Raw genomic sequence first — 13052 nt, forward strand, 5'->3', positions numbered from 1 at the left:
GGACAGCAGGAAAAAGCTCCTAAAAAAACTACGCTTCTTTAGGCTTTGTCAGATAATATACCGGAATTCCGATCAGCATGATTAAAACGCCCCAGCCGCAGGTGCTGGTTTTGGTCACCAATAAGGCAATTGAAATGGCGCTTGCTACGATGATGTATAAAAACGGCAGCACCGGATAACCGAAAGCTTTGTATGGGCGCTCGGCATCTGGCATTTTTTTGCGCAGGATGAAAATTCCGTAGATCGTGAGAATGTAAAAGATGAGTACGATGATGATGACAAAATCGAGTAAATCACCGTATTTTCCTGTCAGGCACAAGGCCGAAGCCCAGAGGCATTGCGCCCAAAGTGCCCAGGCCGGCACACTGTATTCGTTTAATTGAGCCGCTTTTTTGAAGAAAAGCCCGTCGTTTGCCATAGTATAATAAACGCGCGCACCGGCCATGATGAGTCCGTTGTTGCAGGCAAATGTCGAAATCATGATCATGATCGCGATGATTAGCGTGCCGATATTCCCGAAAATATATTCGGCGGCCACAACTGCGACTCGATCGGATTTTGCTGTGGCGATTTCCTGAAGTGGCACTACTGCGAGGTACATTAAATTGGCCAAAACATAAATGACACTTACGATGAAAGTTCCGAGGAAAAGGCTCAGGCCGACATTTCTTTTCGGGTTTTTGATTTCGCCTGCGATGAAAGTCACACCATTCCAGGCATCGCTTGAAAATAAGGAACCCACCATAGCTGCGGAAATCCCAGTAATCAAAGCCGTTCCTGAAATGGGAAGCCACGAACTGCTCTCAGCGTGATACGATTGCGTCGTCCAGGCATTCGCCCAGTTGGCATTCCAGACTTCGCTGCTTGCGGCTAATGTTAATCCAAAAATAATGAGCCCGAGCAACGATAAAATTTTGATGATCGTTAAGATTGTTTGAAGGATCTTACTGTTTTTTACGCCGCGGCTGTTGACATATGTCAGAAAAATAATCGTGATGATCGAAACGATCTGCGCTGCATTGAGTTTGAAAGAACCAATTTGGTACAATATGTTTTCATCGCTGACAGGTTCGTACAAATAGGCCGCAAATTTTGCAAAGGCCACACCCACTGCAGCAATCGTTCCGGTCTGGATGACAGTGAAAAAACTCCAGCCATACAGAAATGCGGTGAGTTTGCCGTAGGCTTCTTTTAAATAGACGTATTGTCCGCCTGCTTTTGGGAACATCGCACTGAGTTCCCCATAACTTACCGCGGCAATGACTGTAATTAATCCCGTTAAAACCCAGATTAAGATGAGCCAGCCTGCGGAACCAATCTGGCGCACCATATCGGAACTCACGATAAATATCCCGGATCCGATCATGGAGCCAACGACGAGCATCGTTCCGTCTAACAATCCGAGTTCTCTTTTAAAATGTTCTTGTTCGTTGTGTTCCATGGATTTGGTTGGCTGGTTTAAGTTGCCTGCTAAAGATATAAAAAAGTGTGACTGTTTGTGCTTAAAAAAATCAATTGGTAAAATCCTGAGATATCGTTAAAATCGCAAAAAATATTTTCATTATCTGCAGAAATCAAATCTATTATTAAGATATCCCTAAGATATTGCACTTGTGTTAAATCGTCATATTTTTTTAATACTTTTAGACTGATTTTCAATGAAATACATCCTATAAAAAACTTAAGACCAATACAAATGAATTTGCAGAAAAACAAAAATATCGTCTTTATAACAGGTGCATTTGTAAGCAATAGCTGTTGGGATCAATGGAAAATCTATTTTGAAGATCGCGGTTACAATACTGTTGCACCGCCCTGGCCTTTCAAAAACGACACGGCTAAGGCATTGAGAAACCGGCAGCCAAACGACACAGATCTTGCAGCCTTAACACTCGACGAACTTGTAAACCATTACGCCGATATCGTAAAAAAATATCCCGAAAAGCCAATCGTTATCGGGCATTCTTTAGGCGGATTGATTACGCAGCTCATCGTGAATCGCGATTTGGCAGGAGCGGGCGTGGCCATTCATCCGGTCCCGACACTGGGCGTTTTTCCCTATGAATTTTCATTTTTAAGGGCTGGATGGAAATCGCTGGGATTGTTCACGTCTTTAAAAAAAACATATCTGATGTCTTTTAAAGACTGGCAATATGCATTTGTAAACGGCATGCCATTGGAACAGCAAAAAGCGGCTTATGAAAAATTTATAATCCCAGAGTCTAAAACAGTAGCACGGGGCGGACTTACGGCTGCTGCAAAGGTCGATTACGAAAAGCCCCACGCGCCTTTATTGATTACTTCGGGCAGCGATGATAATATTATCCCGGCACATCTCAACATCCGGAATTACAACCGATATGTAAAAAATGGATCGGTGTTGGATTATAAGGAATTTGCGGGCAGGAATCATTTTGTATTAGGCCAGTCTACATGGAAAGTGGATGCCGATTTTATTATTGACTGGATTGAAAAACATAAGTTGTGACAATCAGCCATAAAACACGAAATCCCGGAAGTTTTTTATTTTATGTGATCTAAGCCATACGCTCGAATAAAATTTGTAAATTTAGGCGACAAACTTAGACCTTAATATGTTACCCGATACTGAACATACTTTCCAGAAAGACATTGACGATATTAGTAAAATAAATATTATACCGGGGCTGCTCGAAGTAATATGCCAGTCAACGGGGATGGGTTTTGCTGCCGTAGCGCGTGTTACCGAAGACCGATGGATTACTTGCAGCGTAAAAGACGATATCAATTTTGGGCTTAAACCGGGTGATGAACTCGAAATCAAAACTACGATCTGCAATGAAATCAGGCATGACAACAAACCCGTTGTGATTGACCATGTTGCAAAAGACCCGATTTTTCATGACCATCATACCCCGGCGATGTACGGATTTCAGAGTTACATTTCGGTTCCGATCACTCGAAAAGACGGTACTTTTTTTGGAACGCTTTGCGCTATTGATCCACATCCTCATACCTTAAATACACCGGCAACAACAGGAATGTTTAATTTATTTGCCGAACTCATTGCATTTCACCTAAATGCAGTTGATGAAATCGATTCCGGAAAAATGCAGTTGCAGCATCAGAAAAATTTCAATGTTGAATTGGAGAAAAAAGTCAAAGAACGCACCGTCCAGCTTGAAGACACCAATGTTTCTTTGGAGAAAATGAATAAAGAGCTGCAGTCGTTTGCTTACATTTCGAGCCATGACTTACAGGAACCGCTTCGAAAAATACAGACTTTTGCCTCACTGATCGCAGAAAAAGAAATTGACAGCCTGACGCCAATCGGCAAAGATTATTTTAATCGGATGCGCAATGCCGCTGAGCGCATGCAAACACTCATCAATGACCTACTCGCCTACTCGCGTGCCGATAACGACATTCGGAAATTTGAAATCACCGATCTTAGAGCGATAATTGAAAGTGTAAAAGATGATCTTACAGAAGAATTGCACTCTAAAAACGGTATAGTCGCAATTGGTGAAATGTGTGATGTAAACATCATTCCTTTTCAATTCCGCCAACTGATATACAATCTGATCAGTAATGCGATTAAATTTACAAAAGCCGGGCAAGCACCTTTGATTGAAGTAAGCAGCCAGATAGCTGAAGGAAAATTCCTAAAAAACAAGAACCTGCTGCCCAACAGCTATTACTGCCACATTACGATCACCGATAACGGAATCGGTTTTCCACAGGAATACAACGAAAAAATCTTCGAGCTTTTTCAGCGGCTGCATTCCAGGACCATTTATGACGGAACCGGCATCGGATTGGCAATTGTAAAGAAAATCGTCGACAACCATAACGGCTATATTGCTGCTAAAGGCGAATTGGATAAAGGCGCTACATTCGATATTTTTTTTCCCGCAACCAGAATATAATTGGTTTACCTGTCGCAATCTGCCTTTAATTTGTCTTACTTCCCAATTAGAGTTGAAATATTACTGTCGTAAATTTGATTTTAAATCCTCAAAACTTAAGTCACGTCTTTATGGAAACTTCAAAAACAATAACAGTAAAAACAACGGTAAACGCGCCCGTAGAAAAAGTATGGAAATTCTGGTCGCAGCCTGAACACATTAAAAACTGGAACCATGCTTCGCCTGACTGGCATACGCCGATAGCGGAAAACGACTTCAGAGCAGGCGGAAAATTCCTTTCAAGAATGGAAGCCAAAGACGGCAGTTTCGGATTTGATTTTGAAGGTGTTTATGATACCGTAACTACGCATCAATACATTCATTACACCATGGCCGATGGCAGAACCGTAAGCATTGCATTTGATGGAGATGAAAATGAAACCAAAATCACTGAAACATTCGATCCTGAAAATCAAAATCCCGTAGAAATGCAACAAACCGGCTGGCAAATGATCATAGATAATTTCAAGAAATACACTGAAGCAAGTTAATGCTTAACTCCCGGTTTTGTTCGGAAGTTTTTGTTTCCCGCGGTTTTTTGTATATTTATCCGACAAGAAAAAAAGAATGAGATTACGAATTGCCTTAGCGTCGGATTTGCCTGATCTGCAGAAAATTTATGTCGGAACCATAGAAGAAATCTGCATTCAAGATTACAATCAGCAGCAGATTGACGTTTGGAAATCTACTGTTGAAAATACCTTAAGATGGACCGCAATGATGAACGACCAACTTGTCATCGTTGCCGAAAAGAACAATAAAATTGTTGGTTTCGGAACATTACGTGACGGCAATTACATTGACTTTTTCTACATTCATAAAAACTTCCAGCGTCAGGGAATCGCACAAAATATCTTATCCCAATTGGAAACCCACGCGAGAAAATCCGGGAATTTCAATATTACTTCCGATATCAGCATCACGGCGCGCCCTTTTTTTGAAAAGAACGGTTTCACAATTCTGAAGGAACAGAAAAACCTGCGAAAAGGCATTGAGCTCATCAATTATAAAATGGAAAAAATCCTTCAATAGTCATAAAAACAAAAAACTCCCGAATCGCTTCGGGAGTTTTTTTAAAATTAACCTAACTAAATCTTAAGCATTGCCAGCAGCTGCGATCAGGTTTAGTGCAGAACCCGCTACAAACCAGCCAACCTGGCCTTCGTTGTAAGTGTGGTTTGCAAGAATCACATCCGTACTTCCGTCTTCGTGGTTGAACTCGATCGTCAACGGCACGCCCGGCGCAAAGCTTGTTAAATTCGTGATACTGATCGTATCGTTTTCCTGAATTTTATCATAATCGGCTTCATTGGCAAATGTCAGCGCCAGCATGCCTTGTTTCTTCAAATTCGTTTCGTGGATGCGGGCAAAAGATTTGACCAACACGGCTTTAACGCCAAGGAAACGCGGCTCCATCGCAGCATGCTCCCGTGAAGAACCTTCACCGTAATTGTGGTCACCGACAACAATCGTAGGAATTCCGGCAGCTTTGTAAGCACGTTGAACAGCTGGAACCGTATCGTAAACGCCGGTCAATTGGTTTTTAACCGAATTTGCTTTTTGGTTGAATGCATTGATTGCACCAATCAGCATGTTGTTTGAAATGTTATCCAAATGTCCGCGGAAACGCAACCATGGCCCGGCCATAGAAATGTGGTCAGTCGTACATTTTCCGAAAGCTTTAATAAGTAATTTCGCTCCTGTGATGTTTTTTCCATCCCAAGGCGTGAACGGCGCAAGCAATTGCAGCCTTTCAGATGTTGGACTCACGACAACCTGAACACCTGAACCATCGGAAGCCGGCGCCTGGAAACCTGCATCATCGACAGCAAAACCTCTTGGAGGCAATTCGTTTCCGGTTGGCTCGTCAAGTTTCACCTCAATTCCGTCTTCATTGATCAAAGTATCGGTTAGTGGATTGAAAGACAGATCTCCTGCGATTGCAAGTGCAGTCACCAATTCAGGTGAACCTACGAAAGCAAGTGTATTTGGATTTCCATCGGCGCGTTTCGAGAAGTTTCTGTTGAATGAGTGAACGATGGTATTTCTTTCTTCTTTTTCAGCGCCTTCACGATCCCACATTCCGATACAAGGGCCGCAGGCATTTGCAAAAACGGTTGCCCCGATCTTCTCAAAAGTATCGATGAATCCGTCACGCTCTATTGTATATCTTACCAATTCCGATCCCGGAGTAATGGTAAAGCTCGATTTTGTTTTTAAATTCTTCTCGGAAACTTGTTTGGCCAATGATGCGGCGCGCGAAATATCCTCGTAGGAAGAGTTTGTACACGATCCGATCAAACCCACCTGGATTTTCAAAGGCCAGTCATTTTTGATCGCTTCTTCTTTCATTTTAGAAATCGGCGTAGCCAAATCTGGTGTGAAAGGTCCGTTTAAGTATGGCTCCAATTCCGTCAGGTTAATTTCAATCACCTGGTCGAAATATTGTTCCGGGTTTGCATACACTTCCGTATCTCCGGTTAAGTAAGAAGCAATTTTATTGGCTTCATCCGCAACATCGCCACGATCCGTCGAACGCAGGTAACGATCCATGGATTCGTCGTATCCGAAAGTCGAAGTCGTAGCGCCAATTTCAGCACCCATATTACAAATGGTTCCTTTTCCGGTACAAGACATCGCTGTTGCGCCTTCTCCGAAATATTCAACGATCGCTCCGGTTCCACCTTTGACAGTAAGAATTCCGGCTACTTTTAGAATAACATCTTTTGGCGCTGTCCATCCCGATAATTTTCCGGTAAGTTTGACACCAATTAATTTTGGAAATTTCAATTCCCACGCCATTCCAGACATCACGTCAACGGCATCGGCACCACCTACTCCGATAGCAACCATTCCGAGTCCGCCCGCATTTACCGTATGTGAATCCGTTCCGATCATCATTCCACCTGGGAAAGCGTAATTTTCAAGGACAACCTGGTGAATGATTCCGGCGCCCGGTTTCCAGAATCCGATTCCGTATTTGTTCGATACCGAAGAAAGGAAATCGAAAACTTCACTGCTTTGTGACTTCGCACGGGCCAAATCGGTTACCGCGTCTACTTTTGCCTGGATCAGGTGATCGCAGTGCACGGTTGTTGGCACTGCAACTTTTGGTTTTCCGGCGTGCATGAACTGCAAAAGCGCCATTTGTGCGGTGGCATCCTGGCAGGCAACCCTGTCCGGCGCGAAATCTACATAATCTTTTCCACGCGTAAACGCAGTTGAAGGAATTCCTTCCCAAAGGTGGTTGTAAAGAATTTTTTCAGTTAAGGTAAGCGGATGCCCAACAATTTCACGTGCTTTATCGACACGCGTTGTCATATTCGCATACACTTTTTTAATCATTTCAATATCAAAAGCCATAATGAATAGGTTTGTTTATTTGTGTTGCAAATTTACGGAATTCCTCTTTAAATTAAACTATTTCGAATAAAACTAACGTTTCGAAACATTATTATTTCCAAAAAAGCATTTTTAGTGATTATTATTAAATAAATTTTGCGTTCGGATCAAAATATTATGTTATCGTTAATTTAAACTGCTTTTATTGCCAAATTCGGAATTCCAACAGACAATAATTATATCGTTATAGTTAAGAACCTTTCTAAATTAGGGATTTACGCTTAAAATTGAATTTTGGGTTCCAAAATTCGAAGCGTGAAAACAATTGGAAATAAAAAACCCGCAATGAAGCGGGCTTGACTATTTTGGATCTCACTTTTAGAAAAGCGATGTGATGATTTTTTCTATTGAAATTCCTTCCGCGTCAGCTTTGTAATTTTTCACTACACGATGCCTTAGGATTCCGGTGGCAACAGCTTTGACATCTTCAATATCCGGGGAGAATTTTCCGTTGAAGGCAGCGTGCGCTTTTGCAGCCAAAATCAAGTTTTGCGAAGCTCTTGGCCCGGCGCCCCAGTCGATATAATTCTTAATGTAGTCATTTGACAAATTGTTATCTGGGCGTGTTTTACTCACCAAAGTCACGGCGTATTCGATCACATTATCTGCAACGGGAATGCGTCTGATCAAATGCTGGAAATCGATAATTTCCTGGGCGGCAAACAAAGGATTCACTGTTACTCTTGCATCTGAGGTCGTGCTTTTCACCACCTGAACTTCTTCTGCAAAAGATGGATAATCCAATTTAATTGAGAACATAAAACGGTCGAGCTGCGCTTCCGGCAAAGGATAGGTTCCTTCCTGTTCGATCGGGTTTTGTGTGGCCAAAACGAAATACGGCAAATCGAGTTTGTAATTGTGGCCTGCGATCGTCACCGCGCGTTCCTGCATCGCTTCAAGCAAAGCAGCCTGCGTTTTTGGCGGCGTACGGTTGATCTCATCAGCAAGAATAATATTCGAAAATATCGGGCCTTTAATAAATTTAAACTGTCGGTTTTCATCAAGGATCTCACTCCCGAGAATATCCGATGGCATCAGATCGGGTGTAAACTGGATCCGTTTAAAATTCAATCCCAAGGCCTGCGCAATCGTATTGACCATCAAGGTTTTTGCAAGCCCAGGAACGCCTACAAGTAAAGCGTGCCCGCCCGAAAAAATACTCAGCAGAATTTCATCCACAACCACATCCTGGCCTACGATGATTTTAGCGATTTCTTTTTTAAGCTCGGTGCGTTTCTGAACCAGGTTTTGTATAGCGGTAACGTCAGACATAATTGAGTATTGAGAAATGAGTATTGGGCATTAAAAAAAGAGTTTTGAGGAGTTTTAAGTCTCAATTCTGATCTAACTACTTTTTAAGCCAGTTGTTGGTAAATTCGCAGTTTCTGTATTCTCCGTTGATCTTGATATAAGTCTCTTTAATTTTTTCTTCAGACCATTTGGCAATGGCGTTGATTTGTTTTTCTTTCAAAGCCAGATCTTTGATTTTGATGTAATCTTTGGCATAATCAGCGGTATGCTCGTTGATCCTATTGGTCACGGTAACGAGTTTGTATTTTTTCCTGCCCGATTGCTCGACATCCAAAATAGGTTGCGATACTTCGTTGTCTTTCAGGTTTGAAACCTGGGAATACAAAGCCGGATCCATTTTAGTAAGTTCGAAATGCGTATCCTGAGTTTTTGGATTGACCAGAACACCACCGTTTGTACGCGTTTCTTTTTCATCAGATTCGGTACGGGCTGCTTCGGCAAATGTGACTTCTTTGCTATCGATTTTCTTTTTGATTTGGATCGCTCTATCTTTTGCCTCTTTTAATGCCTGATCTGAAACAGTCGGTGTCAATAAAATATGCCGCAAATCGATTTCCTGACCCCGGATTTTTTCCACATAAATGATATGGTATCCGAAAGTCGTTTCAAAAGGCTCAGAGATTTCTCCTTCACCAAGGCTAAAAGCGACATCTTTAAACTCTTTTACAAATGGCGTTTTGCGATTCATTTTATAAAATCCTCCGGTTGCAGACGACCCTTTATCATCTGAATACAATACGGCTTTTGTTGCAAAACTGGCGCCGTCCTGGACTTCTTTCTTGAACTCCTTGAGTCTGTCGATTACCTTTTGTTTCTCTGCATCGGTTACTTTTGGCTGGATGACAATTTGGGCCACTTCCATTTCGGCACCAAAAACCGGCAGTTCGTTCGTTGGTATTTTTTTATAGAAATTCCTGACTTCTTCGGGAGTGATTTCTACCGCATCCACAATTTTCTTCTGCATTTCAGAAGTCAGCTTGTTCATTTTGATGATTTCAAAAAGGTCCGTACGAAAGTCTTCCTCGTTGTTCTTTTTAAAATATTTGATCACTTTATCCATGGATCCAAGTTGCTGAACCATGTAAGACAATTGTTCTTCAAGCTTGCCTTTGACCTCATCGTCACTTACAACGATACTGTCCTGGATCGCCTGGTGTGCATACAATTTATCTTCAAGCAGCTTCCCCAACATCTGGCAGCGGGTGATGTCTTTTATCGAATTTCCCTGGCTGGTCATTTCGAGAAACGACTTGTCGATATCAGAATCTAAAATAATGTAATCTCCAACTGTTGCAATAATCCCGTCAACTTTTCGGTGCATTGTGGCCGATACTTTGGCAGGTTTCTTTGCTTTAACCGTGTCCTTGACCACTTCTTGTGCAGACGCTAAAGTGGTCATTACAAAAAGGCAAACTGCGAGTACCATTTGTTTATTTATAAATTTCATATTTCCGGTCTTTAATGGCATCATCAGTGATTTCCTTTTCAAATTTTTTAATTGATTCTAACTTTCTTTTGTTCAAAATAACCTCTTTGAGCGTCGGTTTTAAATATTCATAGGGCCCGATCTGGTTTCTGTCGATGACATTTTTAATCTTTACCAGATACATTGCCGTTCCTTCAGGATATTGTATTGATTTGCCTGATACGATATATTCATCGCGGTTCCCCGGATTGATGAAAGGCAGCTTGCTGTACACCTGGCTCATATCGGCCCAGACCGAATCGTTGAATGCAAAGCTTTTGAACTGCAATGCATAAGTGTCCCAAAATTTCTTATCCGATTTCTTATAATCGAAAAACTTGCTTTTTATGGTTTCAAGCTTTGGATTGTCTTTTTCAAGATTAATATACCGAAGCCTTACCAACGCACCGTTTGTCCTAAAATTCTCCTTGTTCTCGTCGTAATATTTTTTTAATTCTTCTTCAGAAACAATGGTATCGACAGATCGGTTTACCAATTCTTCGAGGTATGCTTTCGTATAAAGGTCGATTTTATACTGCTTGATCAGGTCGTCAAAACCTGCTTTCTGTTCCTTTCCGAGATTGACTTCAGCGGCGCTGATCAGTAATTTCTGTGAAGCCCAGTGGTCGATGAAATTCCGAACCATTGCAATACTATCGGGTTTTGCCGTGCCTTTCGGAACCAGGTCTTTAATGTCTTCTTCATACAGGAATGCATCGTTTACCCTTGCAATCGAATGCGGTTTTGCCGCCGGTGTCAAAAAATTGCAGGAATACAACGACAGGAACATTGCTGTATAAAGCAGCCTGTACATTATTTTTTCAGATCGGTTTTCACGTGTGCAAAAACATCCTGGTTTACTTTCACTTTGAATTCCTGTTTCAGGTCATCGACCCATTTTTGCTCCAGGAATTGCTGGTAATCATTAACGCATTTGCCTTTGCATTCTTCGAGTGTTTTAGGCGCCGCTGGAATTACCTTATTAATTTTGGTCACAAAATAATATTCGCCTTCTTTGACAATGTCTGAAACGCCTGTTTCGAATTTGGTACTTTTCGGAAGCACTTCGTTGCCTTCTTCGAATACGCCTACATTGGTCATTACCGACACTTTATCTTTGGTGTTTAGTTTTTCTTTGATCTGATCAACAGTGTTGTTTTGTTTCAGCATTTTTTGTGCTTTTTTGATCACATCCATACTTGTAGAAGAAGCAATGATCGCATCTGCCCTGTTTTTCCACATGTAGTTCATTTTCTGAGTGTTGTAGAAATTCTGCAAGCCCACCGTATCTGTTTTAGATTTCTCCCAGATTTCTTTTTCCATCAAATCAAAAAGCAGCAATCCGTCACGGTATTCGTCCATGATCGCAGCAAAATCAGGAAATTCTTTTTCAAGATGGCTGTCGTAATAGGCATTCAGCTGATCGTCAACAAACGATTCATATAATTTATCTGTCAGTTTGTTTACAGGCTTTAAAGCTTTCCCGCCATTTTGGTGTGTTTTTACAAAATTTAGGAAATCGGTTCCGGTAACGGTTTTTTCATTGATTGAAAACAGCTTGCCGTCATACGGTTTTGTATTTGCAGGCAATTCCCATTTTCCGTCATAAATAGCGTCGTTAACCGTTTTTGCAGCTGCCGCATATAATTTATTGTCTCTTTTTACAGGATATTTTTTCCTAAGCTTGTCGTTGAGTGAATTCGTGATCAAACGCGAACGATCGTCTTTTCCGACTTTTGATTCCAGTTCGGTTTTCATTTCGTCAAACGTTTTTACCGGGAATTTCTCGATAAGTTTTACGATATGCCATCCAAATTTACTTTGAAAAGGCTCAGAAACCGGATGTTCTTTCGTCAATGAAAATGCTGCATTTTCAAATTCCTCAGAGCTCAGTTGCCCCGATCCGAAACGGTTTAAAACACCGCCTTTGGAAGAAGAAGATTTATCGTCAGAAAATTGTTTTGCGAGGTCTTCGAATTTTTCACCCTGCTGCAATTTTTTGTAAATATCCTGAATTGTTTTTTTCGATTTGTCTTTGTCTGCTTCGTCTGCTTTAGGGTTCAGGATCATGATGTGCGCCACACTTACTTCACCCCTGTTGTCGCGAACGTCATCCACTTTGATGATGTGGTAACCAAAACGCGTTCTGATGATATTTGAAACTTTGCCTTTCTGAGTTTTATAAGCGGCAGATTCGAAAGCATAAACCATTCTGAATGACGAGAAATAACCCAGATCCCCTTTGTTTTCTTTAGCAGAAGGATCTTCAGAATATTGCGCGGCAAGTGCTCCAAAATCTTCTCCGTTAACTGCCTTCTGCCGAATGTCTTTGATTTTATTGTATGCTTTCAGCGTGTCTTCAGGGGAAGCGTTTTCATCCACTTTAATCAGGATGTGCGAAGCGTGAATTTCTTTTAGTGAACGTTGATAACCTTCTTCAACGAGTTCTTTGGTAACTTTAGAGTCGGTAACGTAATTTTTGGAGAGTTGTGTACGGTAAGTAGCAAGTTCATTTTTATAACTGTCACCGTTTTGAAGCCCGAGTTTGTTGGCCTTGTTGATTTTAAGTTTGTAACCCACGAACAATTCCAGGTATTGGGTCAGGTCTTTTTGGGATTCGTCTTTAACAAGATCTAAATTTTTATTGTAAACCCTTTCAAATTCATCTGTATAATAGGGCTTGTCATCAATTGTAAATAAAACTTCCTTTTTTTTGTCATTTTGTGCATAACTGCCTAAACTAATGGAAAGTAATAATCCGAACAACAATTGTTTCATCTTCATTATGTTAAAAATTTCTTTTTGATTAATTAAAATTCTGAATGCCTGGTTGGTTTTTTGTGCTATTTCTTTCAATAACAGCCAACAAAAATAACAATTCGATCGCATTAAACAAGCATACGCAATACTATTAACAAAAAATTATA

General features: G+C 41.2%; 10 protein-coding genes. 4 read left to right on the plus strand and 6 right to left on the minus strand.

What is annotated here, in order from left to right:
- Window positions 1–28 precede the first annotated feature (28 nt).
- Window positions 29–1441, minus strand: coding sequence for an APC family permease (locus tag BLS32_RS17115; RefSeq protein WP_091398939.1), 1413 nt, complete (start codon window positions 1439–1441; stop codon window positions 29–31).
- 255 nt (window positions 1442–1696) lie between these two features.
- Between BLS32_RS17115 and BLS32_RS17120 the strand changes: the two genes are divergently transcribed.
- The 4 genes from BLS32_RS17120 (at window position 1697) to BLS32_RS17135 (ending at window position 4979) form a co-directional block, all read left to right on the plus strand.
- Complete coding sequence (locus BLS32_RS17120) at window positions 1697–2488, plus strand: alpha/beta hydrolase (protein ID WP_091398941.1); 792 nt, start codon at window positions 1697–1699, stop codon at window positions 2486–2488.
- 106 nt (window positions 2489–2594) lie between these two features.
- Entirely contained in the window at window positions 2595–3908 is a 1314-nt protein-coding gene (locus tag BLS32_RS17125; RefSeq protein WP_091398944.1) for a GAF domain-containing sensor histidine kinase, read from the plus strand.
- Between the two features lie 110 nt (window positions 3909–4018).
- The gene (locus BLS32_RS17130) at window positions 4019–4438 is read left to right on the plus strand and encodes an SRPBCC family protein (RefSeq protein WP_091398946.1); all 420 of its coding nucleotides are present in this window, start codon (window positions 4019–4021) and stop codon (window positions 4436–4438) included.
- Window positions 4439–4514: 76 nt separating this feature from the next.
- Window positions 4515–4979 carry a GNAT family N-acetyltransferase gene (locus BLS32_RS17135; RefSeq protein ID WP_091398948.1) on the plus strand — a complete coding sequence of 155 codons (465 nt, stop codon included), beginning with the start codon at window positions 4515–4517 and terminating at the stop codon, window positions 4977–4979.
- 63 nt (window positions 4980–5042) lie between these two features.
- Here BLS32_RS17135 and BLS32_RS17140 read toward each other — a convergent pair whose 3' ends face one another.
- From BLS32_RS17140 to BLS32_RS17160, 5 genes are all read right to left on the minus strand, one after another.
- Window positions 5043–7310, minus strand: a complete 2268-nt coding sequence (locus BLS32_RS17140) for an aconitate hydratase (RefSeq protein WP_091398950.1) — start codon at window positions 7308–7310, stop codon at window positions 5043–5045.
- 357 nt (window positions 7311–7667) lie between these two features.
- The gene (locus BLS32_RS17145) at window positions 7668–8621 is read right to left on the minus strand and encodes an AAA family ATPase (protein WP_091398952.1); all 954 of its coding nucleotides are present in this window, start codon (window positions 8619–8621) and stop codon (window positions 7668–7670) included.
- A gap of 76 nt (window positions 8622–8697) precedes the next feature.
- Window positions 8698–10128, minus strand: coding sequence for a peptidylprolyl isomerase (locus BLS32_RS17150; protein WP_091398954.1), 1431 nt, complete (start codon window positions 10126–10128; stop codon window positions 8698–8700).
- Window positions 10091–10939, minus strand: a complete 849-nt coding sequence (locus BLS32_RS17155; RefSeq protein WP_091398956.1) for a hypothetical protein — start codon at window positions 10937–10939, stop codon at window positions 10091–10093. Before BLS32_RS17155 ends, BLS32_RS17150 begins: the two co-directional genes overlap by 38 nt.
- Window positions 10939–12909 carry a peptidylprolyl isomerase gene (locus BLS32_RS17160; protein ID WP_091399056.1) on the minus strand — a complete coding sequence of 657 codons (1971 nt, stop codon included), beginning with the start codon at window positions 12907–12909 and terminating at the stop codon, window positions 10939–10941. The genes BLS32_RS17155 and BLS32_RS17160 overlap by 1 nt, the downstream gene beginning before the upstream one ends.
- Between the last annotated feature and the right edge of the window lie 143 nt (window positions 12910–13052).

The sequence above is a fragment of the Flavobacterium noncentrifugens genome (assembly GCF_900100375.1).
GTDB classification, from domain to species: Bacteria; Bacteroidota; Bacteroidia; order Flavobacteriales; family Flavobacteriaceae; genus Flavobacterium; species Flavobacterium noncentrifugens.

Excerpts from the sequence above, each read along its gene's own strand:
- BLS32_RS17115 (WP_091398939.1), bottom strand. The coding sequence starts at position 1,441 with ATGGAACACAACGAACAAGAACATTTTAAAAGAGAACTCGGATTGTTA.
- BLS32_RS17135 (WP_091398948.1), top strand. The coding sequence starts at position 4,515 with ATGAGATTACGAATTGCCTTAGCGTCGGATTTGCCTGATCTGCAGAAA.
- BLS32_RS17125 (WP_091398944.1), top strand. The coding sequence starts at position 2,595 with ATGTTACCCGATACTGAACATACTTTCCAGAAAGACATTGACGATATT.
- BLS32_RS17150 (WP_091398954.1), bottom strand. The coding sequence starts at position 10,128 with ATGCCATTAAAGACCGGAAATATGAAATTTATAAATAAACAAATGGTA.
- BLS32_RS17120 (WP_091398941.1), top strand. The coding sequence starts at position 1,697 with ATGAATTTGCAGAAAAACAAAAATATCGTCTTTATAACAGGTGCATTT.
- BLS32_RS17155 (WP_091398956.1), bottom strand. The coding sequence starts at position 10,939 with ATGTACAGGCTGCTTTATACAGCAATGTTCCTGTCGTTGTATTCCTGC.
- BLS32_RS17130 (WP_091398946.1), top strand. The coding sequence starts at position 4,019 with ATGGAAACTTCAAAAACAATAACAGTAAAAACAACGGTAAACGCGCCC.
- BLS32_RS17140 (WP_091398950.1), bottom strand. The coding sequence starts at position 7,310 with ATGGCTTTTGATATTGAAATGATTAAAAAAGTGTATGCGAATATGACA.
- BLS32_RS17145 (WP_091398952.1), bottom strand. The coding sequence starts at position 8,621 with ATGTCTGACGTTACCGCTATACAAAACCTGGTTCAGAAACGCACCGAG.
- BLS32_RS17160 (WP_091399056.1), bottom strand. The coding sequence starts at position 12,909 with ATGAAGATGAAACAATTGTTGTTCGGATTATTACTTTCCATTAGTTTA.